Annotated in this window: 22 protein-coding genes and 4 pseudogenes; 9 read left to right on the plus strand and 17 right to left on the minus strand. The window is 65.8% G+C overall.

What is annotated here, in order from left to right; all coding sequences use genetic code 11:
- The first annotated feature begins 149 nt into the window (after positions 1-149).
- From AC1DF3_RS19100 to AC1DF3_RS19110, 3 genes are all read left to right on the plus strand, one after another.
- On the plus strand, positions 150-1,232 hold the full coding sequence (locus AC1DF3_RS19100) for a DUF1989 domain-containing protein (RefSeq protein WP_478140474.1): 1,083 nt from the start codon (positions 150-152) through the stop codon (positions 1,230-1,232).
- An 81-nt stretch (positions 1,233-1,313) separates the two neighbouring features.
- Positions 1,314-2,309 carry a 2-hydroxyacid dehydrogenase gene (locus AC1DF3_RS19105; RefSeq protein WP_478140475.1) on the plus strand — a complete coding sequence of 332 codons (996 nt, stop codon included), beginning with the start codon at positions 1,314-1,316 and terminating at the stop codon, positions 2,307-2,309.
- Positions 2,310-2,460: 151 nt separating this feature from the next.
- Positions 2,461-4,224, plus strand: a complete 1,764-nt coding sequence (locus AC1DF3_RS19110; RefSeq protein ID WP_286534595.1) for an esterase/lipase family protein — start codon at positions 2,461-2,463, stop codon at positions 4,222-4,224.
- 11 nt (positions 4,225-4,235) lie between these two features.
- Here AC1DF3_RS19110 and AC1DF3_RS19115 read toward each other — a convergent pair whose 3' ends face one another.
- On the minus strand, positions 4,236-4,700 hold the full coding sequence (locus tag AC1DF3_RS19115) for a GNAT family N-acetyltransferase (RefSeq protein ID WP_286534593.1): 465 nt from the start codon (positions 4,698-4,700) through the stop codon (positions 4,236-4,238).
- Positions 4,701-4,837: 137 nt separating this feature from the next.
- Here AC1DF3_RS19115 and AC1DF3_RS19120 point away from each other — a divergent pair, with 137 nt between their 5' ends.
- Complete coding sequence (locus tag AC1DF3_RS19120) at positions 4,838-8,533, plus strand: AsmA family protein (protein WP_478140476.1); 3,696 nt, start codon at positions 4,838-4,840, stop codon at positions 8,531-8,533.
- A 33-nt stretch (positions 8,534-8,566) separates the two neighbouring features.
- Here the strand turns inward: AC1DF3_RS19120 and AC1DF3_RS19125 are convergent, their stop codons facing one another.
- Together AC1DF3_RS19125 and AC1DF3_RS19130 are read right to left on the minus strand one after the other, a co-directional pair.
- Positions 8,567-9,835: a type II toxin-antitoxin system HipA family toxin gene (locus tag AC1DF3_RS19125; RefSeq protein WP_478140477.1), complete on the minus strand. Its 1,269-nt coding sequence runs from the start codon at positions 9,833-9,835 to the stop codon at positions 8,567-8,569.
- 2 nt (positions 9,836-9,837) lie between these two features.
- Positions 9,838-10,173 carry a helix-turn-helix domain-containing protein gene (locus AC1DF3_RS19130; protein ID WP_286534909.1) on the minus strand — a complete coding sequence of 112 codons (336 nt, stop codon included), beginning with the start codon at positions 10,171-10,173 and terminating at the stop codon, positions 9,838-9,840.
- Positions 10,174-10,322: 149 nt separating this feature from the next.
- Between AC1DF3_RS19130 and AC1DF3_RS19135 the strand changes: the two are divergent.
- Positions 10,323-10,430, plus strand: a pseudogene (locus tag AC1DF3_RS19135) (BrnA antitoxin family protein); the annotation flags it as partial.
- Between the two features lie 81 nt (positions 10,431-10,511).
- Here the strand turns inward: AC1DF3_RS19135 and AC1DF3_RS19140 are convergent.
- From AC1DF3_RS19140 to AC1DF3_RS19160, 5 genes are all read right to left on the minus strand, one after another.
- Positions 10,512-10,916: a hypothetical protein gene (locus AC1DF3_RS19140; protein WP_478140478.1), complete on the minus strand. Its 405-nt coding sequence runs from the start codon at positions 10,914-10,916 to the stop codon at positions 10,512-10,514.
- On the minus strand, positions 10,913-12,157 hold the full coding sequence (locus AC1DF3_RS19145; RefSeq protein WP_478140479.1) for a hypothetical protein: 1,245 nt from the start codon (positions 12,155-12,157) through the stop codon (positions 10,913-10,915). Before AC1DF3_RS19145 ends, AC1DF3_RS19140 begins: the two co-directional genes overlap by 4 nt.
- 19 nt (positions 12,158-12,176) lie before the next feature.
- Positions 12,177-12,671 (minus strand): hypothetical protein, encoded by a 495-nt coding sequence (locus AC1DF3_RS19150; protein ID WP_478140480.1) that lies wholly within the window; start codon positions 12,669-12,671, stop codon positions 12,177-12,179.
- Positions 12,672-12,675: 4 nt separating this feature from the next.
- Complete coding sequence (locus AC1DF3_RS19155) at positions 12,676-12,963, minus strand: hypothetical protein (protein WP_478140481.1); 288 nt, start codon at positions 12,961-12,963, stop codon at positions 12,676-12,678.
- Positions 12,964-13,077: 114 nt separating this feature from the next.
- Positions 13,078-13,404, minus strand: coding sequence for an NIPSNAP family protein (locus AC1DF3_RS19160; protein ID WP_286534908.1), 327 nt, complete (start codon positions 13,402-13,404; stop codon positions 13,078-13,080).
- Between the two features lie 82 nt (positions 13,405-13,486).
- On the opposite strand from AC1DF3_RS19160, the gene AC1DF3_RS19165 reads away from it, so the two are divergent.
- A complete protein-coding gene (locus AC1DF3_RS19165) occupies positions 13,487-13,945 on the plus strand; it encodes a putative immunity protein (RefSeq protein ID WP_478140482.1) in 459 nt (152 codons plus the stop codon).
- Here AC1DF3_RS19165 and AC1DF3_RS19170 read toward each other — a convergent pair.
- The 9 genes and pseudogenes from AC1DF3_RS19170 to AC1DF3_RS19210 form a co-directional block, all read right to left on the minus strand.
- Positions 13,849-14,577, minus strand: a complete 729-nt coding sequence (locus AC1DF3_RS19170) for a cysteine hydrolase family protein (RefSeq protein ID WP_478140483.1) — start codon at positions 14,575-14,577, stop codon at positions 13,849-13,851. The genes AC1DF3_RS19165 and AC1DF3_RS19170 overlap by 97 nt on opposite strands.
- Positions 14,578-14,703: 126 nt before the next feature.
- A complete protein-coding gene (locus AC1DF3_RS19175; RefSeq protein ID WP_478140484.1) occupies positions 14,704-15,183 on the minus strand; it encodes a DUF4188 domain-containing protein in 480 nt (159 codons plus the stop codon).
- Complete coding sequence (locus AC1DF3_RS19180) at positions 15,180-15,905, minus strand: hypothetical protein (protein ID WP_478140485.1); 726 nt, start codon at positions 15,903-15,905, stop codon at positions 15,180-15,182. The genes AC1DF3_RS19175 and AC1DF3_RS19180 overlap by 4 nt, the downstream gene beginning before the upstream one ends.
- Before the next feature lie 8 nt (positions 15,906-15,913).
- On the minus strand, positions 15,914-16,663 hold the full coding sequence (locus AC1DF3_RS19185) for a hypothetical protein (RefSeq protein ID WP_478140486.1): 750 nt from the start codon (positions 16,661-16,663) through the stop codon (positions 15,914-15,916).
- Between the two features lie 322 nt (positions 16,664-16,985).
- Positions 16,986-17,141 (minus strand): annotated as a pseudogene (locus tag AC1DF3_RS19190) (MerR family transcriptional regulator); the annotation flags it as partial.
- 102 nt (positions 17,142-17,243) lie between these two features.
- Positions 17,244-17,906: an RES family NAD+ phosphorylase gene (locus AC1DF3_RS19195; RefSeq protein WP_478140487.1), complete on the minus strand. Its 663-nt coding sequence runs from the start codon at positions 17,904-17,906 to the stop codon at positions 17,244-17,246.
- Complete coding sequence (locus tag AC1DF3_RS19200; protein WP_478140488.1) at positions 17,903-18,814, minus strand: hypothetical protein; 912 nt, start codon at positions 18,812-18,814, stop codon at positions 17,903-17,905. The genes AC1DF3_RS19195 and AC1DF3_RS19200 overlap by 4 nt, the downstream gene beginning before the upstream one ends.
- Positions 18,815-18,848: 34 nt before the next feature.
- Positions 18,849-19,184: pseudogene (locus AC1DF3_RS19205) on the minus strand (MerR family DNA-binding protein); the annotation flags it as partial.
- Between the two features lie 27 nt (positions 19,185-19,211).
- A pseudogene (locus AC1DF3_RS19210) lies at positions 19,212-19,338 on the minus strand (DUF1016 N-terminal domain-containing protein); the annotation flags it as partial.
- Positions 19,339-19,440: 102 nt separating this feature from the next.
- Between AC1DF3_RS19210 and AC1DF3_RS19215 the strand changes: the two are divergent.
- From AC1DF3_RS19215 to AC1DF3_RS19225, 3 genes are all read left to right on the plus strand, one after another.
- Entirely contained in the window at positions 19,441-19,641 is a 201-nt protein-coding gene (locus AC1DF3_RS19215; protein ID WP_478140489.1) for a hypothetical protein, read from the plus strand.
- Between the two features lie 99 nt (positions 19,642-19,740).
- Positions 19,741-20,034: a hypothetical protein gene (locus tag AC1DF3_RS19220; RefSeq protein WP_478140490.1), complete on the plus strand. Its 294-nt coding sequence runs from the start codon at positions 19,741-19,743 to the stop codon at positions 20,032-20,034.
- A 42-nt stretch (positions 20,035-20,076) separates the two neighbouring features.
- Positions 20,077-20,691, plus strand: a complete 615-nt coding sequence (locus AC1DF3_RS19225; protein WP_478140491.1) for an NAD(P)H-dependent oxidoreductase — start codon at positions 20,077-20,079, stop codon at positions 20,689-20,691.
- The last annotated feature ends 276 nt before the right edge of the window (positions 20,692-20,967 follow it).

Raw genomic sequence — 20,967 nt, forward strand, 5'->3', positions numbered from 1 at the left:
GCCGCGAGCGCGCAAAGCGCCGCCCCGACGCACCCGAATGGCCCTCCGGACGATGGCCATGCACCAACTCCGCACCAGTGCTGCCCGCGGCGATTGGCAGATATCTTGCATACCTGCGGTCATCCATCAGGTACACAGAAGGAATCGACATGAGCGCCCAGACCCTGCGCCTTTCCCTGAACCAGCAGCAACTGGAACTCCTCGAGCGCTGCATCGCCCGTGGCGATGCAGCCGATCTGCAGGCGCTCGCCCGGCGCGCGTTGCACGAGTGGAAGGATGGCGTGCCCTCGGCCAGGCCGCCGTCCGCGGCCGGCCCCGACCTGTCGAAGCTCTCGGACCGGCGCGAATGCCTCGCCAGCCTCGTGATCGCGCCGGGCACCGGCAAGGCTCTGGAAGTGCTGCAGGGCCAGGTGGTCCGCATCTCGCAGGTCGAAGGCGGCCAGTGCGCCGACTTCAACTGCTTCAACCTTCACGACTACCGGGAGTTCATGCACGTGGGCCGCACGCGCACGCTGCATGGCTTCAACCCCGGGCCGGGCGACTTCCTGTGGTCGGCGCCGCCGCGAGAGCGCGCCATGATGTACATCCTGGCCGACACGGTGCGCGCCAACGACGTGATGTTCCCGCGCTGCAGCGCCAACCTGTACGAGTCGGTCTACGGCTTTCGCCGGCACACCAACTGCCACGACATCCAGTCCGAGGCGCAGCGCGAATACGGGCTCACGCCGGACGACGTCCATGACTCCTTCAACCTCTTCATGGTGACGCAGATCGCCGGCGAGCGCGGCCGCATCGAGCGCCAGACGTCGAAAGCCGGCGACCACGTGGAGTTCCTGGCGTTGATGGACGTGCTGGCGGTGCCCAATGTGTGCGGCGCCGACGTCATGCGCACCAGCAACTTCTCGCTCAAGCCCCTGAGGGTCGAGGTCTTCAGCGCCTCGGAGCGCGACCTCGCCAGCGTGCCGCCGCTCGCGGCTTACGAATCCAATCGCACGCCGGCGCAGTTCGCGCAGCCCCGCATCAAGGCCGACCGTGCACTGCGGCGCGACGCGGCCTACGTGCCGCAGTTCGTCAACGTGCCGATCGTGCAGCGCGAGCACGACGTGCAGCTCAGCGAGGCCGAGTGCGAGTCCCTCGCGTCGTTCGGACTGCACCAGTTCTACGGCGCCGACCGCGCGGCGCAGTTGCGCGACGTGCTCTTCAGCTGGTGGGAGAGGCGCTACATCGATTGATGATGGCAATTGCAGCCAAGTTGACAGAACTCGGCCAATTGCCCAATGCTATGGCGTGACCGCCCCGCGCGAGGAGTTTTCATGAAGACAGCCGTGTTCAGCACGAGAAGCTACGACAAGGCCTTGCTGACCGCGGCGAACGCCCGGGCCGGGCACGAACTGATCTTCCTGCAAGACCGGTTGACGGCCAGCACGGCGTCGCTGGCCGCCGGCTGCGAGGCTGTCTGCGTGTTCGTGAACGACAACGTCGATGCCGAAGTGCTGACCCTGCTGGCCGCGCAGGGAACGCGGCTGGTTGCCACCCGTTCCACCGGCTACAACCAGATCGACGCTGCGGCTGCCGCAGGGCTGGGCATCGAGGTCGTGCGCGTCACCAGCTACTCGCCGTATTCGGTGGCCGAGTTTGCCGTCGGCCTGCTGCTGGCGGTGAACCGCAAGATCGCGCGGGCCAGCGCGCGCACGCGCGACGGCAACTTCGAACTCGACGGCCTGATGGGCTTCGACCTGCACGGCAAGACGGTGGGCGTGATCGGCACCGGCAAGATCGGCACCATCTTTGCGCGCATCATGCTGGGCTTCGGGTGCACGGTGCTGGGCTATGACCAGTACCGAAACCCTGACTTCGAGGCCATGGGCGGGAACTATGCGAGCAGCGCGGACCTGGTTCACGACTGCGACGTCATCTCGTTGCATTGCCCCCTGACCGACCAGACACGGCACATCGTGAATGCCGAGTCACTGGCACGCGCCAAGCGCGGCGCCATCCTCATCAACACCAGTCGCGGCGCCCTGGTGGACACCGAGGCGGCGATCGCCGCGCTGAAGACCGGGCAACTCGGCGGACTGGCCATCGACGTCTACGAACAGGAGTCCAACCTGTTCTTCCAGGACCTGTCGTCGACCATCATCGAGGACGACGTCATCCAGCGGCTGGTGTCGTTCCACAACGTGATCGTGACGGGCCACCAGGCCTTTTTCACCCACGAGGCGATCGGGCAGATCATGCAGACCACCATCGAGAGCATCAGTGCCTTCGAGTCGGGGGCCGAACTGGTCAACCGTGTTCCGGTCGGCTGACTGCCTCGACAGCGCCATCGGCGCGACCGCACAGGGAGGGTGACATCATCACCCTTGAGGATGATGGCCCCGGATAGCTCCTTCGGCCAGTTGAGCAACCGCGCTCGGTCGAACATAGTCCCCCTGGATCATTGAATCCGGAGGAGATGCCATGGCCACAGCGGAAGCCGCCGTCGAAGCGTTGTCGACGGCGAAGCGGTACCCGATCATCTACGTGCGGGGCTTCGCCTTCAGCGCCAGCGAGCGCGACGAGACCGCTGCCGACCCGTACTGCGGCTTCAACGTCGGATCGACCGTCGCCCGCGCGACCGCCGACAAGAACCGGCCCCAGTCCTACTTCTTCGAGTCGCCCATCGTGCGGCTGTCGCTGGACCACAAGTACGAGGTGATGTACACCGACGGCATCCAGATCCTCGACCCGACCTGGAGCAACGGACCGATGGGCCAGGCCCGGGTCGACAAGGGCATCCCGATGAACTCGATCATCATCCACCGGTTCTACGACGCCGGGTCGAACCTGGTCGGCAGCGGAAAAAGCTCCTCCATCTCCGACTACGCGAAGGAACTGGCAAAGCTCATCGCGACGGTTCGCCTCCTCGTGCGAAACCACGAATCGCACAAGGATGGCTCCACCTACACCGATGCCGACTTCCGGTGCTACCTCGTCGCGCATTCGATGGGCGGCCTGATCGTCCGGGCCCTGCTGCAGAACAAGGCCAACGACGTCTCGAAGATCCTGGTGAGCGACGGCGAGGTCAAGGTCGCCCCGGTCCGCGACACGGTCGCGAAGGTCTTCACGTACGCCACCCCGCACAACGGCATCGAGCTGGGGGGCTTCAACGTGCCGCGGGTGCTTCCCGGCTTTCTCAAGGATGCATCGACATTCAATCGGGACGTCATGCGCGCCTACCTCGACAAGCAGCTCATCGGCGGCAACATCAACTACCTTCCGGAAGACATCTCGCCGCCGCCGTCGCACTGGTTCTGCATGGTCGGGACCAACCGCCTCGACTACGAGGTCGCCGCGGGGCTCTCGCGGAACTTCGTCGGGCGCGGCAGCGACGGCCTGGTCCGCATCGACAACGCCACGCTGTGGTACCAGGAGAAGGTCGGCGACGGCGAAGACGCGCCGCTCATCGCCAAGCCGACCGCGACGGCCTACGCCTATCGCTCGCACTCAGGCAGCTTCGGCATCGTCAACTCCGAGGAGGCCTATCAGAATCTGGTGCGCTTCCTGTTCGGCAACTTCCGCATCGACCTCTGGCTCGACATCGAGAATGCGACGCTGCCGGCGATCGTGCAGCAGCAAGAAGACGCGGGGCGCCGGGTCGACGCCGTCTACCAGATCGAGCTGACGGTCGGTACGCGCGGCAAGACCTGGGCCTTGAGCCGGCGCAAATCGGAAGACGACTCACCCGCTTGCCGCACGTACCAGGATCTGAAGAAGCTCAAGGCAGGGCAGGTGGAATCCGTCCACTTGTCGACGGTCTTCCTCATCAAGTCCGCCAAGGTCAACAGCGACCGGCCGGGCATCTCCTACTCGGTGACCCTCGGCATTCGCGCGCCGGACTACGAGGTCGACAAGGCCTTCTGGCCCGATGGCCACTACGAGGGCGTCCAGCTGTTCAGGGACTCATTGGTGGTCACGCTCTACGACCCCGCCGACTACAAGAAGCTCCTTCTCAGCCAGGGCAACGCGGCAGCTCCTCCGGAAGGCCACTGGATGGTCAGCTACGACTGGCTGGAAGACAAGCTGCCCCCCGACAAGCGATCGTGGTCGCAGGAGTTCAGCCCGGAAGCGATCGCCAAGCCGATGCCTGTTCTGATCGACCTGCATCAACCCGCGCCGGGCACAGTCGCCCAGAACGGCTCGGTCAAGGCCAGGCTGCGGATGGTGGCGAGCGGATGGGAGTGAGCCTGCCGGCATCAATCGAGCGCTTTGCGCATCAAGGCATTCTGGAGGGTCACGCCCCGACGCACTGGAAATCGCCGTTCGACCACCTTGAATCCGTGGAGCGCAAAGAACGGCTCTGCGGTCAGGCTCACATCCGACGTCAGCTCGGTAAGGCCGAGAAGCTCGGCCTCTTCATGGATACGGGCCATCAGCCGGGTCCCGATGCCTTGCCGCGGATGCGCGCCGGACACGAAGAAGTGGTCGATGTACCCGTTGAGCTGGACGTCCGCGTAGCCGACGATCTCGTCGCCAAGCCAGGCGACGAAGGGTCGGATTCCCTGGACCCGGCTTGCCCACAGCGCCGGGTCGAGGTCCGATGGCGCCCATGCGTCGAGTTGCTCGGGTGAATAGTCACTGGATGCAATCTCGTGGATGGCCGTGAAATACACGCGAAACAACGCAGCTTCATCACCCAGCCTGAACCGGCGAATCTCCATGAGTCCCTCATGACGCGACAACTTGATGAAGCGCGAGTCTGTCACATCAGGGCGCCAGCGACTGGCGGCAGCGCCCGCACGCCTTTCGCTACGATGGCGGCACTTCGTTCGTCATCCATCCCCCGCATCGCCCCACCATGACCACACCCGCGCCGCCATGGCGTCGACGCACAACCAGGGTGCTGCTGTGGGCGGTCGGGCTGCTGCTTGCCGCGGCCCTCGGGCTGACGCTCTTCCTGAAGACACTCGACGCCGAGGTCTACCAACGTGCCTTGGAGCGACAGCTTTCATCCGCCCTGGACCGGCCGGTGTCGATAGGCGCTGTGTCGTTCGACATTGCCTTGCGACCGACCTTGTCGGTGCGCGACCTGCGCATCGCCAACCCGCCATGGGCATCGCGGCCGGACTTCGTGACCGCTGCGAGCGGCGAGGCGCGCCTCGATCTCGTCGCCCTCTGGAAGGGTCGGGTCGAAATGCGCGGCATGCGCCTGAAGGGCGTGGACCTGCTGCTCGAGCGCAACGCGGAGGGCGAGGGCAATTGGCCCTTCGGCACGCCCCGTCAGAGCACCCAGCGCGCGGTATTGCCGGACTTCGGCACGGTGTCGCTGACCGACGTCGGCATCGGCTGGCGGCCGGGCGGCGGTACCGTGGAGCAGGTCCGTCTCGATACCGCCGAGGCCACGATCAGCGACGGCCTGCCGTTCCGTATTCAAGCGCTTGCCGACTATCGAGACACGCCGATGCAACTCACGGTGGAGGCCGACGCCTCGCTGCAGGCTGCCATCGACGGCGCGCCCTGGCGCCTGTCGGTCGGCCTGCGACCGAAGGGGGCGACCCTAGCGCTCGACGTGCGATTGGCATCGATCGCGTCGTTCGAGGGCGTTCAACTTGGCATCGAGGCGACGGGCGAGCAACTGGCCGCGTGGTCCGGCGTCCTGGGGCGTGCATTGCCGGGATGGGGCCCCTATCGCTTGTCGGCGCAGGCTCGCTACGCACAAGGCAGCCTGCAGGTCGACGGCCTGAGCCTGTCGCTCGACGGGCTGCCGATGCTGCCTTCGCGCCTCGAGATCGGGTCGGGCAAGGCGGTGTTCGGTGCGAGCGTGGACTCGCGGCTGACGCTCGCGGGCAAGCTCGGCGATGCGGCGTTCTCGCTCGAAGCCAGCGGCGCGCCTTGGCCCGCGCTGCAAAAGACCGATGGCGGTGCGCCCCTGGCGCTGCGCGCCGAGCTCGCGGGCTTCACGCTCAGCGCCGATGGACGCATCACGCCTGCGGCCGAAGCCGTGGACTTCGACCTGGCACTGACCGCCCGGGGCGACGCGCTGGCGCCGCTGCGGCTGCTGGCGGGCCTGCGCCCGGGCCCCCCCCTGCCGGTGGATCTGGCGGCTCGCGTGACGAATTCCAAGGAAGGCTATTCGGCCAAGGACATCCGTGGCCGGGTGCTCGCCACCGCGGTGTCGGGAGATCTCGCCTACGCCAGCGCGCCGCGCGCGCTGCTCAGCGGGGCGCTGAACCTCGGCCAGCTGGACTTGAATCAGCCCGAGCTCAAGGCATTCGAATCGGCCGCCCGCGAGTCCCGGCCACGGGATGTCGCCGGTGCCGGTGCACCGGCGTGGTCGCGCGGCGTCGAAGCGGATCTCTCGCTGCGGATCGCAGGCATCACCGGCCTGCCGGTCCCGGCCAGGAACCTGAGCAGCCGGGTGCGCTGGCGCGACGACGTGGTTCACCTCCAAGGGCTTGCCGCCACGCTGGCCGGCACGGACGTCACGGGGGAAGGCACGCTTCGCTGGCGCGACGACCTGCCGCAGATCGATGGCAAGGTGAGCATCGCGGTGCTCGACTTCGCCAAGCTCGACGGCAGCGCGGCGCAACGAGGAAAGCGCAGTGCATTCGACGAACCACTGCCGCTGGCGCCGCTGCGTAGCTTCGATGCCAGGCTGGATGTCGACGTTGCCCGCATCGCCGGCGCACCGGTGCCGATCGGCAAGCTGGCCGCGCTCGCGTATCTGCGCAGCGGCAAGCTCGCCATCGACCTGACATCCGCCACGGTCGCCAACGCGCAGCTGCAGGGCCATGTCACGGTCGATGCGAGCGGGCGGGCATGGCGCGTCGATGCCGACGCGAAGGCCGACCGCCTCGACGTGGCGACGCTGCTTCGCGCGCCGAATCGGCCGGACACGGTGCGCGGCGCGATCCAGGGGCTGCAAGTCCAGTTCGGCTCGCAGGGCACGAGCGTGCGCGAACTCATGAAGCAGGCCAAGCTCTCCGCTCGCACCGCTCCCTTCACCCTCGCGGTGGGGCGCGACCGCTCACCGGTACAGGTGCAGCAGGCCAGCATCGAGGTCGAGCCGGGCGGCCCGGTGCGCGCGAGCGCGGCGGGCCATGCGCTCGGCGCGCCGATGAACCTGACGGTGGCCGCCGGCCCGCTGGCCGAGCTGCTGCGCCCCGAGACCGCGTGGCCGAAGATCGAAGCGAACCTGCGTACCGCCCTGGACGGCGACACGCTCCACGTGGTCGCGACCAGCGGGCCGCTGCAGCGCCTGATCGGGCTGCGCGACGTGCCGCTGACGGTGCAGGCGACATTGCCCGGCGCGCGCGCCAGCCTGGAGGGCAACGTGGGCAACCTTGCGGCGCCCACGGGCACGCGGCTCGCCGCCCGGATCGAGGTCGACGACCTGGCGAAGACGGCGACGCGCTTCAGCGCTTCGGGCCTGCCGGCGCTCCCGGTCAGCGCCTCGGGACGGGTCACGCTGGGAGACGGCGAGGTGGCCGTCGACGGTCTCAGCGCGGAGGCCGGCAAGTCGGATGCGGCGGGGCGGCTGCAAATCCGGTGGCGCGACCGGCCAAGGCTTTCAGCGGACCTCACGTCCAGGCTGATCGATGCCACGCAATGGACACAGCGCACGCCCAACGAGACGCCGGTGCTCGACCGGCCCATCCGCCTGCCGTTCCTGCTGTCGCGCGACGCGCAGTTGCAGCTGCGCGCCGAGCGCCTCCTCTTGCATCGCTACGACCTGGGGCAGCTGCAAGTCGATGGCACCCTCACGAACGGACTGATCCAGTTGTCGACCTCAGCGGCCGAGGGCGAGATGCACGGGGAACTGCGCCTCGATCTGCGCCGGGAGGTGCCTGGTGCGGCGCTGCGCCTGTCGCTCAAGGACGTCGATACGGAAGCGCTGTATACGGCCCGAGCGGGGCCGCCGAGCGGGGCCGCCGCGCCGCCCCGGCTGTCGATCAATGCGCAGCTTGCCGGCGCCGGCACCACGGTGCGCAACATGCTCACGGCCGGGCGCGGCGAGTTCCTCCTCACCGCCGGCGCGGGCACATTGCCCATCCACTCGGGCTATGGCTTCGAGAGGGTCGCCGGCAACCTGCTCCTCGCGCTGGTGCCCGGTCGCAGGGCGGCGCAGCACACCCAGCTCGAATGTGCGGCCGCGCGCTTCGCCATCGCCGACGGCGTGGCCACCTCCAGCGACGGTATCGCGCTGCGCCTGCAGCACCTGGACATCCTGGGCGGTGGCGCGGTGAACCTGAAAACGGGCGAGATCCTGTTCGGGTACCGGGCGGTGCGACGCGAGCTCTTCCAGCTCAGCTTGATAGGCCTGACGAGCGGCGTCGCGAAAGTCACCGGAACGCTCAGCAACCCGACTGTCGAACTGGACCCCAGCGGCGCGCTGCTCGTGGGGACCGCGGCCTGGGCCACCGGGGGGATGTCGCTGCTGGCGGGCGACTTGTGGCGCAAGCTGCAGTCGACCGCCGACCCCTGCGCCCGCATCGCTGGGGGCGCCCAGCTGTCGAGCGACCCGCTCGACGTGCTGATGCGATCGGTGCCGTGACGGTCAATTGCCGTTGACCAGTTCGGAGTGAACTCAGCGCTCGAACGCTGGGGCGAAGTCTTCCAGCTCGTTCGCCTCGAGGCCCACAGCGGCGGAGACAGCCACGGCCCGCCACTGATCCACAGCGCTCGCAACCTCGGCGAGAACCTCTTCGGCCTGCTTCGCGTCGAGCTCGAAGCGGCTGGCTTGGCCCATGAGCTGCTCAACCGAGGTGATGGGGCCTGTGTCTTCGCTCAGCCAGGTCTTCGACTCCCGGTCCTTGTCGGGGAAGGGGTTCAGATCAAAGGCTGGCGACAGGCTCCACTTGTTGTCGCCCTCGTAGAGGAAGCCGATGTTGTGCAGGTGGTCGTCGACGTTCGTGATGAGGTGGTTGAACACCAGGCGACGCCACAGCTCCCGCGCGTCGGCCAGGTAGTCCCTGCTCTTGGATCGCATGACGTCGACGACTTCGGTGTAGGCGCGCTCTTCCCCGCGAAGGGCCTGCAGCATCGAGGTGCCGGACATGTAGGGGATGCGCCCGTTGTCCTCTGTCCGGTCGAACCGGCGGATGATGGCCACAGGCGTCTCTCCAACCATCGCGATGCGCGAGCTGGCCACCCGGATGCCCGCCAGTTCAGCCAGGTGCAATGCCAGTACCTCGCCGCGGGTGACGCTGCGCTCATCCTTCACGCTGGGGAACTTGCCCAGTGCCAGGAAGCCGTCCTCGTCGAGTACCGTGCACTTCGGCCGCATGCCGCCCAGCGACGTGCCCTTGCCTTGCAGGTACTTCAGGTCCTCCTGGGTTTCCTGGCTCAACTCGAATGCTCTCGAGGCCGCGTAAAGCCTGGCCAACTCGAGCAGGGGCGGGGTTGCGCGTTTGCCCTCTTCGACAGTGCGCAAGTACGGCTTCTTGCCGTTCAGCACGCGCAAGGCCCCGATCCGGCTGAAGTCATCGACTTTGCACAGGTAGTCCAGCTCGGTCAGAGCCGGCAGGGCAGGGTTGGCCTTGCGCTCTTTGGCGTGTGCGCGCGCAATCACCCTTCGCCCCCAGGTGTCTGGTTCGGTGTCGGCGAGTGCATAGAAGAAGCACGACTCGTCCTTGTTCGCGGGCTTGTGCACCTGAAAGCCCAGGGTGCGGTCCAGGTCTGATGAGATGTCGAAGCACGCCTTCTCTTTCAGCCAGGACTCGGCATATGCGAACTGTGAGAACTCACGCGCGCCAGCCTTGACGTAGACGAGCTTGCCCAGGTGCACCCCGGCTTGGCCAAGATGAACGTCAAGCTCCACCTGCGAGGGAGCCGGAATGTGCCGTTTGATTGCCATGGTCAGAAGCTGCTGCTCGCGCTCTTGCCGCGCTTTCGGGCGTAGACGCGCTGCGGCAGGCTTTCGTCCTGCAGCGCCAGTCCCACGGCGTCTTGCTGGGTGTCGAGCAACTGGTCAAGGCGATCCAGCTCCCCGAACACCTGCATGGCTCGCGCCAGGTGCACCAGTGCACTGCCGGGATGGCCAGCCTCCAACCTTCGAACCGTATTCACCGAGGCGCCGATGCGCTGAGCCAGGTCCTCCTGCGTCATGCGACGGCGTCGCCGTGCCAGCGAGACGTTCTCGCCGAGACGACGTATCACGCGCGCAACGGGAGCAGGGATGTTTGAGTCAGCCATATTCACCCATATTTTGGTGCTTATGAGGCACAGTAAGCCAAATTTTGGCGATTTTAGCGACAATACACTGCGGCACGCCAACAGGGAGGAATGACATCCATATTTGGGCACTTGCTTAGCAAAAGCACCCGTTTGAGAGCGTTAAGGACCGGTACAGCCAGGAGGTGGTCGAGTTTTCCCGGGCGACGGGCGGCGGCTGGCAGACCCGTATGGACGGAGTGCTGAAGGAGTACGTCGCGCAGCACTTGCGTGGATAGGGAGTGCCTCGGATGCGGGTCTTGATCTCGCCCGGCCATTCGGAGTAGCCGACCGGCGGCTTCCCACCTCCACCTCAGCATTCAAGGCGCCTTCCCCGCCCCCTCAAGCAACACCTCCGCGTCCTCCAACGCATCCGCCGCCAGAACCGGGGCCGGCAGGCCCGACATCCCGATCACCATCACGCAGCGCGTGTCGTCGCATTCCTGCGAGACGACCTTGCCCGCGACCTGGGTCGATGTCTTCTTGAACGTGACGCTGACCGATGCGCCGCGGACGATCTGGCGCTGCTTCGCGAGGGCCGCCGGCATGCTCACCAGTGCGGCCAGCGTGTTGGCCGGCGCGGTCACCGGCTTGGTCGCGGCGGCCGCGTCGGCCCGGGGCTGGCGTCCCGAGATCAGCGCCACGATGGCGATCACGAGCACCGCGTGCAGCCCCAGGAAGAACCATCGCAAGACAGAGACGTGCCGAACGCCTTTCATCATCATGGCGCCGGGTGCTGGAAGACGACATTCGTCTTGCTGTTCAAAATCGACAGCCGGCTGACCGCCGCCCACGCGTCCTTCTCGTCGTCGGTGCTCGCCGGCAGCGGATGCCGAAGCGCCGCAAGCAGTTCGAACCGGTGCAGGTCGATGGCGCTGCGCACGGTCTCGGCAAAGCCCGAATAGCTCGCATGCACGATGCCGAGCCATCCGTAGGCCACGACCGGACCCAGTCCGATCACGGCCAGGGCCGTCCACAACGACCGCCCATCGAACAACAGAAACACCGACCACGCAAAGACCGTGGCCACGGTCAGCGTGAGCGTCAGGATCGAGAAGTCGAGCTGGATCTTGGCCATCGCCAGCGAGTCGCTGAGCTTCGTGTCCTTCTGCACGACGAGCAGGAAGCGCGGCCAGAAGAAGTCGAACTCGATGCCGTAGCGCGTCAGGCAGTAGCTGCGCAGCGCCGCCGCGTCGTTGCCGAGGCGGGTCGGCGCCAGCTCCCTTTCGCCGAACAGGCGCTCGCGCTCGGCCAGTGCCTGTTCCTCGATCTGCTCGGCCCGGTCGAGGGCATAGGGCGCCAGGCGGCGCACCATCTCTTCGTGCAGATCGTGCAATCGCGACGCCTGCTGCTTGTCGGCGGCTTCGAGAAAAAGGCCCGCGTCGGCGCAGTTCTCCTGCAAGGCCCTCGACAGGGTGCGGCGCGCGCTGTCGAAGCGTTCGGGCGAGATCACGCGGTTGAACCAGCGCTCGGTTCGCAGCCGCGCGATGTCCTTTTCTGCCGCGTCGATCGCCCGCCGGTTGCCGATCTTGCGATGGCGGGCGCCCACGGCCCGATCGTCCTGGAGGGCCTCGATCACGGCGCCGGACTTGGGCACGGCGGCACTCAGCGCGAAGTCGCGCCGATACGCGTTCTCGAGCGCGTCGCGCCGCAGGGCATGGGTCACGATCGTGAGGTGGGCGACCCATTTCCACATCGTCGCGCCTTCGAGAAAGCGCGTGACGAACTGCGCCAGCGGCGAGGTCGCATAGGCGATCACCCAGATCGCCAACATCGCGATGACCAGGTCGAAGATGCGTCCGGCCGGGGCCGCATAGGCCTGCGCTGCGAAGGCGCGCACGGCCGGGAATTCGAGGCAGGCCAGCACCAGGTTCGCTGCCGCGAAGAGCAACCAGGGCACATAGCGCGCGAGCAGGAAGGCGCGCCCGAAATAGGTGTCGAGCTTGTCGAGGACCTGGCCAAACATGAGGTGGCCGTCCGCGCGTTCAGCGCAGCGGTGCCTTGTGGAACGGGCACTGCCCGCCGTAGGTCTTGTAGTCCCGCTCGTCGTAGCTCTCGCCACCGACGGCGCATCGGTACTTGCTCCCGACCAGCCTCATGTCGTACTTCGCGTCGACGTATGCCATCACGATCGCCTGGCCGTCGGCGCCTTGCACCTGCTGCGTCACCAGCGCGTCCACGTGCAGGCTCCGGCACAGGTTGGCAACGCCGTGGAGCTCCGGGGCGAAGGGATCGAGGCCGGCGTTCGCCGCCATCTCGGGCGTCAGCTCTCGCGCCAGCAGGCCTCCGGCGCGCATGAGGGGCAAGCCCCCGGGCCTGCCGGCCAGGCCCATGAGATCCGCGGCCCGGTGCAGCCTGTAGCCATCCGGCGCGATGGACACGACGCCGGCGAACCTGCGGAGACCCGGGTTGTCGAAAGCCTCGGAGGCGGGTGCATCGGCGTCGAAAAGCGGCAGCGCGACGGGTCGGAAGTCCGCCATGATGTCAGTCCTTCTTGCTGCCCGCGCTGCGGTCGATGTCGGAAGCGATCCGGCCGATCAGCACATAGACGCTCGACTGCAGGCACTCGGCGGTGTTCGAGCGATTCCAGTCATAGCTCAGCGACGGGGTGTCGACCTTGAGGCGCGCCGCCACGTCCTGCAGGAAGGTGCCCATGCTCGCCTGGTCGAAGGCGAGCCCGCCAGCCGCATTCATGAGGTCGCTGTATTTCCACACCACGGCCGGCTTGTCGCGCGCCAGCTGCAGCCGCACCGCCGTATCGATTGCCGCCATGACGCTCATGCAGGCTCCTCAGGGTTGGTGCGCGCATTTTGTGGCAACTGGCACGAAAAGGAAACACTTTGGGCTACAGGCTGGTCGCGGCCAATGCGTTGGGACCGGCGACCCCTATTTCGCAGGCGAGAAAGAGGTTGGCGCCAGGAACGAGTTGTCCATCTTCGCAACGATGGGTCCGGCTGCCTCGCTCGTCTTCCTGACCTCGACCCATTCGGGATCGACGACAAACGTGCCCCACTTGGCCTCACGCTCGGCCAGGCTCTCCCAGACAAGCATGTAGGTCAGCACGTTGCTGTCAGGTCCAACCGCAGTCGTCCAATATCCGAGTTGACGAATCCCCAGCCGGTTCCAGATGCCCACGGTGTGATCGCGAAATCTGGCAAGAACGTCGGGTAGCCGGCCAGGCATTGCGGTATAGACGCGTAGTTCGTAGATCATCGACATGAGTCCTCAAAAGGTTGTTGCCAAGCTCACATTTTGCTGCCCGTTCCGGCGAGTGATTCACAAGGGAATACAAGTCATGACCAATGAAGTTTCCGCAGCCCTGCAGGCCTGTGAATCGTCTGCGCAATATGAGGCGCTCAAGTTGGCGTTTGCCTGTGAATGCGTGCAACGAGTCCGTCACTTGCTCGAGGACGAGGGTGTCGCGCGCTGCCTCGACATCCTGGAGGCGTACGTCAAGGGGGAGGCGGATCGAGGAGCGCTCGATCGGGCCGCGGCTGAGGCAGCGGTCTTGGCCAATCGGCATCAAGGCTCTAGATCATTGGACGGCGTGGGTCACGCAGCTGTATCAGCAAGCTATGCCGTGGCGAATGCACTGGGCGGCCGTGCTGTTCAGGCGGCAGACTACGCCGCTTACGCTGCGGTCTACGGCGACGGCGGCTATGGCGCAGTCTGCGATCCCGAGTCATTCGTCGATGAGAGGAATTGGCAGCTCGCAACACTGGAGCGACTTGCGAACGCTCTCGGAGTGCGATGAGAGGCCATAGCGGCTACGTCGACATGAAGCTCGACATTCGCGTCCCCGGCGAACTCCAACAGCCTGACAGAGCCACGCGCGGCGTCCTCGTTCCCGTGCCCGCACGCATCGGAGACGATGACGGGAATGAAGCCGAGATCTGCAGCGTGTCGAGCGGTAGGCTCGAAGCCGATTTCCATGGCCAGGCCGACGATGGCGATCGCCCGGATGCCGCAGTCACGAAGCGCGAAGGACAGCGGCGTTCCTTCGAACGCGGACATCGCAATCTTGTCGAAGATGGGCTCGCTTTGAAGCGGCGCCAGCTCAGGGACGAGCTGGAAGCCTGGCGAGTCGCGCAGGAACCATGGCCGCACGTCGTCGGGGCTGTCGATACGCTGCCAGCTCATCGCCATCCGAAACTGGAACGAACCCATGAACTCGCGCGGCAAGGACAGGTGCCGCGTGAAGCACACGCGCATCCCGGCTTCGCGCGCGATGGTCAACACGTCATGCACACGCGCCGTGAGAGCGGCGCCATCCGGCACCTGGCTGACGATGCCGACCTGCATGTCGTACACGAGCAGCGCCATGTCGCTGGGATTGCAGACATCGTCAAGCGTGCGCGGGATGGAGAGACCGAATGCTCTTTCCATCGCGTTGCTCCTGGTCAAGCTGGCAGGCCACCGAGGGTCATCCGTTGCATGCCAAGGTTGGGCACAGTGGTGCTTTCGCACTCCACTTCCAAAATGGTATGACGGTCACACTGCTGTCGCGTGCAGTCACGGCTGATTCTTCGTTGCTCTCAGTCGTGCGGCCGCCGAACGGTTGGCTTCTGCAACGCTCTGGGTCGTTCCAGCCCGACCGAGCCCGAACAACGGCATATTGACGTAGATGTTCTCGTAGGTGCCAGGCGAGGCCGCGTAAGTCTCGTGCCAGATGCCCACCGAGCCGTCAGTGCCGATCGCCTTGTTGAACGACTTCCACGCAGGGAGGTGCTCGGCTTCCCTGTCCTTCGCATAGGCCAATAGCTGCTCCATGGAGCGCCAGTACTGGAGCACGATAGTCGTCCGCGAAAACCATGCTTCAGCGTGCAGGAAGCCGAGTTCCGGCTGACGATACAGCTCCTTGATCATGCGGGGCATGGCGGCTGCGACGGGCAGCCACTTATGAACTTTCAAGGGCTGGTTGATGCGCATGCCGATGAGAAACACCACGAAGTCCCCCTCCAATTTGGCGGCCAGGCGTTCTCGGCGAATCATGAGAGGCGTATCCTATCCTGCGATGAAATCACCGTGATGCCCTTCTGCATGGCGGCCGCATCGAGCACCGCCACCGCGTTCGTGCGCATCGGCTGAGTCTCGATCACCTGCAGGAAATAGGGTGCGCCAACACCCCGGTCCCGCTCGGTGCTCGAAGGCGGCAGGGCGGTCAGCGACACGTAGAGGTCGCCGTCGCCCTGGCGTCGCGCCACCAGGAAGCGCGGCGGGTAGTTGCCGTTCTCCTCCATGCGGCTGAGCGGATCGGAACCACCGCCGAACGTGGCCGGCCGGTTCGTCCAGTCGGCCGCGAAGCTGGCGAGCCCCTCGGCCCGGCAGCGCTCGGGTTCGTCGCAGACATACAGCAGCGTGAAGCCGGCCTTCGCCAGGGCCGCCTGGTAGTTGCGGAAGACTTCCAGTTCGGAGCGATCCTTCGGCCCCCAGTAGGCGTAGTTCAGCACCATGCCTTCGACCTTCCGGGACTTCGACGGCTGCTTCCCCTGAGGGGTCGACGCATAGGGGCCGAGCGGTAGCACCACCTGTTCGAATGCGACCACGCCCTGGTTGTGCAGGATGGAGCCTTCGTAGCGGCTCACCTGGGGGTGGTCCTTGGCGCCTGGCCGGTCTCTTTCGACAGCCGCGGCATGGCCAGGGCACAGGATGCTTCCGGACAGTGCGAGCACCAGCAGCAGCGCTCGCAGCCTGGGCGAGGTGGGCAGGGTCACCTGCCGACTCATGGCGAGCACCGGTCGTTGACGCGCGTCCAGCGCTCGGTGACTTGCCAAGCGACCATCCCCTCGCCTGCAGTGCCTTCACGCAACCGTGCGGCCTGGCCGCGCAGGATCGCCGCTTCGGCGGGGGGCAGTCGAGCCGCGTCGCGTTCGATGGCTTCCGCCGTTTCGAGGTTCTGCCGGTTCATTGCGGCGGCATCGGGCAGGCTTGCCAGAGAAGCCGCCAGCGCCGCCCGCTCGGCCGGAGGCAGCGTGGCAAGCATGGGATTGCCTGCGAGGCTTCGGGCCTGCGCCACCGCTGCGGGCGCATTCCCGCTCCCGGCATGCGGGTCTTGGCGGGTGTAGTTCACTTGCCAGGTTCTGGCATCGATCTGTTGCCATTGCGGCGCCGCGCCGCTGCACGCGCCTGCCGACAGACAGGCCGAGGGTATGGCGCTGCGGTTGGCCGACACGCACCATCGGACAGGACCTGCGCCCTTGGCGCGCGACACCACCGGCGCTTGCGACGGCGACCTGGAGGTTTGGGTCACGTCGCCATTGGCGCCATCGGTCGCCATTTCAGTTTCTATGGTCGTCGGTCCGAAGCGGACCGTTTGAGTCGCGCGGCTGTCGATTTGATACGAGCCGGGCGGTGGCAAAGACACGGCAGCCGCCGCCGAGGCGACGACGCCAGGAAAATACACGGCGATACAGATCCTTTTGTAATTCATAGTATTTAAGAAATAAATTGCAATTGATTGACTGCAGGTCATATTCGCTTGGCGAGTCTAGCCGCCATAGACAACACTTCTTACGCTCAATCAAAATGCTTGACCATCCAAATGCATCATCATTGCGACGCTAATAGATATCGCGGCCATCGGTGAATTCCTGAAGGAGCTGGACCTGACCGAGGGGCGAGTTACGGGCATTCCGAAGATCCTGAAGGAGATGGCGAGCAACGCTTCGCCTCCCCCGCTGTTCGAGACCGACGATGATCGAGCGGCTTTCGCCATCCGGCTGCCGGTGCACGCAGGCGCGCACGCGACCAGGGAAGTCACCACTGAAGTACGGCGGGTCGTGCTGGCCAGTGGGTCAAGGAACGCCTGTGAGGGCGCGGGCAAAAGCGAGGCGAGAAGCTGTTCGCGGCCTTTCCCAATGGCGCGCGCCTCGCCGCAGCCCGTCGCGCATGGCGCTCAGCTTGCGGATCGCGCGGTCGAGCTCGTCCGCCTTGGCCGCGAGCTCCCGCCTCTAGAGGGCAAGCAAAGGAAGACGGCAGTGCCGACACCGCGGGAGAAGCTCAGGAGGGCGCCCGAGCTGAGAAGGCGCTGACGACTGCGCCAGGCAGCGCAGCTAGACAGGCACCACGTTGAAGCGCTTCAGGATTGCCTGGATTTCCGAGGATGAGGCCGGATCGATAGACCTGGCGTTCACCACCGAGAGTCCGTTCGTGACGCCGCGGCCGAAAAGCGCGATGCACAGCTCGTTCGACTTGAAGCGCGAGCGGTACTGAAGCCCATCGAGCTGCGGCGTCCGGTGCTCGTGCAGCAGCCTGGACCACTCCCTCGTCCGGAGGTACTGGTCGCCCATGATATTGGACGCGCTCTCGCCCAGATCCAGCAGGTACTCGTCGCGGAACGTCGCCAACGTCAAGGTGCCCTGCACAAGAACCTCGCATGCCCAGCGCGCCGTCATCTTGCTGGCCTTGATGGGAATAGGCGCCCCGGCCGGCCTGACGACGGCATCGCGGACGACCGTCTCGAGCCAGCAGGTTTCGGCCTCGTACCCCAGGTACAAAACGCCGAACTCGTTGGCAGCCGGAACATGGGCGGGGCAGTCGTACCGGTTGTTGCCCTTGACCGCGGGGTCCAGCGGATTGTTGCCTTTCCAGTAGACGCGGTGCAGCCGTGCACGAGTGACCGTGACCACGTCCACCTGAAAAGGAGACGGCAGCGAGGGCGGCGAATAGGTTGGCGTCGGCGCGACTGCAGGCGTCGCCGGTATGGCGGTGCTCATGCGGTCTGCGGCGCGTCCGCAGACTCCGCTTCGAGCGTCCGGAGCACCATCGCGAGCGCGGCGGGGCCGTCCACCGCAGCGCCAAGGTACTGGGCGAGCTCGGCTTTGCGCACCTGTTGCTGCGTGGTCAACGATTCCGCCGGCAACAGCAACTCGAAAGGGCGCATGCCATTCAAGGCGCCGTTGGGCGCCACCAGGAAGTGGTAGAGGTCCCAAGGATCGGCGACCGCGGACAGCAGCGCCTTCGTCGCGTCCGCACCGATGCCCAGCGCCCAGACAGGGATCCGATAGTCGTCGTTCTGCTGAAGCTGAAGGGCCAGCAGTTTGTTGTCGCGCACTCGACGCCGAACGGCGGCCTCCCCGAGGCCGAACACCTGCGCGACCTCCCCGGTCGACTTGAACTGGTCGGAGGCCAGCACCGAGCGCTTGTACTGGAGGCCTCGCAGAAGCAGAGCCTCCCAGCCTTCTTCAGGATCCGTGACGACGCTTTCGGCCTCCGCTCTCGCCGCCAGGGCCGTCGAGACTTCGCGAAGCAACTCGGATTCGCTCATGGGGCGTTGCTGGCTTTCGGCCTGCTTGATGGAATCGACCGTCAGCTCGATGACCCGAGCGACCATGTCGAAGGCGATGTGCGCTGCTCCCCCATGCTTCGCACTCGGCTTGACGAGGATTTCGCGTTGGGCGACTTTCTTCTTGAGGACACTGACAGCGCGACGACGGTCGCCAGGCGACTTCTTGGTGACCTCGACGACGTCCTGCCTGCTGTTCTTGAGCCCTATCTGTCCGGCTGAGGTATTCGTGCCCTGCCACACGCTGAGGGAGCCGGCCTCGATGACCAAGGTGTCCGCCGCTCCGACCTTCGGCGGGGCCTGCTCGGGTGCCTTGGGACGCTTGGAGAGAGTGGGCATCGGGTTATGTTGGTTTCGTTGGTTACGCAAAAGTCTAGCGGAAGCGCGGAACCCTGTCGATCATGCGGCCGCTTCGACTGCGAGCCGCGCGCTCCGAACTAGCTTCCCAGCACCTTCGCAACCCAGCGGCGGCGTGCCGCAGCCCGTCGCGCATGGCGCTCAGCTTGCGGATCGTCCGGTCGAGCTCGTCCGCCTTGGCCGCGAGCATCTGGCGGTCGATGCGCGGCTGCCCCTCGGGCGCGAACATGCGCGCGATCTCGTCGAGTGAGAAGCCGGCGGCGCGCCCCAGCGCGATCAGCCGCAGCTGTTCGAGCACGCCGGGATCGAACAGGCGGCACAGCCCGCGCCTGCCGGTGAAGGCGATCAGCCCGGCAATCCCGCTCCTCTCGCGCCTTGATCCTGTCGATCAGGGTGCAAAGATGAAACCACGGCAATCGTGCAGCAGCATGCTGCACAAATTCGGGCTTCGGCCAAGCCTCAGCAAAGGCGCGCATGTACTTGAGGTTGCGCGGCGAAAAGTCCCGCCTGCCTCCAGGATGTCGCGGCCGATCTGCCAGACGTTCGCGCGCCATGGAAGGGCAGAATTTGGGCCGAGTTGTGTCTACCAATCGGAGCAGGATTTGGACTTGAGGGCGTTGCAGACCACATTGCGGGAGTTCGCTGCCGAGCGTGCGCGAATCGAAGCAGCCCTGCGAAAGACGACCAGCCGACCGGGCAAGGAGGCGTCCCTGGTCGCCGCTATCGCGTCGATGCTCGGACAATCGGCCACGGTCGAGAGCGAGGTTGCTATCGACGAGACGGGGCGGGTGGCCTACGCATTTCAGTAGTCCGCATCATCTGCTTCGGCTTGCTGGCCGGGCGCATGGTGGTTGTTGGCTATTCCCCGCTTGGCGCGGATCGCCACGTCTTCAGCATGAGGAAAGCAAATGAACGCGAGCAAAACCGCATCGGCCCGCACCTTGGGCTCTGAGGTCTTTGAGCGTCCGATGCGCGAGGCCCGCGCCGGGTGCCGGCAGGCGAAGCTCGAAGTTCGTGACCGCCTGCCCTTCGCGCTCCAGCAGGCGGGTTTCGACGCTCGATTGTTTCCACCGCGGAAACAGAGCAACGCTCCGGCGCGCCCATCGCCCCATGCAAAGACTTTGAAAATCCGGAGCGGGCGCATTGTGCGTGCCCAACCTTCCAATCAAACCGAACGACTCATGTCCAATTCTTCTACCTAACCCGCCACCGACGAACCCAATGCAGCCAAACTGCTCGCCACCTTGCAGTGGCGCTATGCGACCAAGAAGATGGATGCAACGCGCAAGGTGCCAAAGGAAAAGCTTGAGCGCATCCTCGAGGCCGCCCGCCTGGCGCCGACGTCCAGCGGCCTTCAGCCGTTCGAGATCTTCGTGGTTACTGACGCGGCGGTTCGCGAACGCATCAAGCCAATCGCTTGGAACCAGGGCCAAGTCATCGATTGCTCGCACCTGCTCGTCTTCGCTGCCTGGGACGACTACACCGCTGAGCGCATCAACCACATGTTCGACCTGACCAACACCGTGCGCGGCACGAAGAACGAAGGTTGGGAAAACTACCGTGCCATGCTGCTCGGCAGCTACCCGCAGCGCGGCAGCGAGGTCAACTTCGCGCATGCGGCCCGTCAGGCTTACATCGGGCTGGCCGCGGCACTGATTGCAGCGGCGCACGAAGAAGTGGACAGCACCCCCATGGAGGGCTTCGACCCCGCGGCGCTCGACGACATCCTGGGGCTGCGCGCACGCGGCCTGCGCAGCGTCGCCATCCTGCCCGTGGGCTACCGCGTAGCGGACGAAGACTGGCTGGTCAACCTCACCAAGGTGCGCCGGCCGCGTGACCAGTTCGTGACGGAAGTCTGAGGCGACGTCGAGCGATTTGCCTGCGCGGCCCGGAGGAGGGGCATGCAGGCGAATCAGGTTTGAGCATGCGGCCGCCGTAGCAGCAGGGCAGCGAACTGGCTGGTCAACGCGCTGCGGCCGTGATGAGTTGTTGGCGCCGGCCGAAAATTGACCCACCTGTGAGGGTTGTGCCGGTTCAAATTTGACCCGGGTGTTCAGCCTACCCTGCTGCTTTTTTAAGCGGTGGGGGAATGAGGATTGATCACCATGGCCATGATTGGCAAGGTCCTGCGGATG

Source organism: Variovorax sp. 10N432, assembly GCF_056394465.1.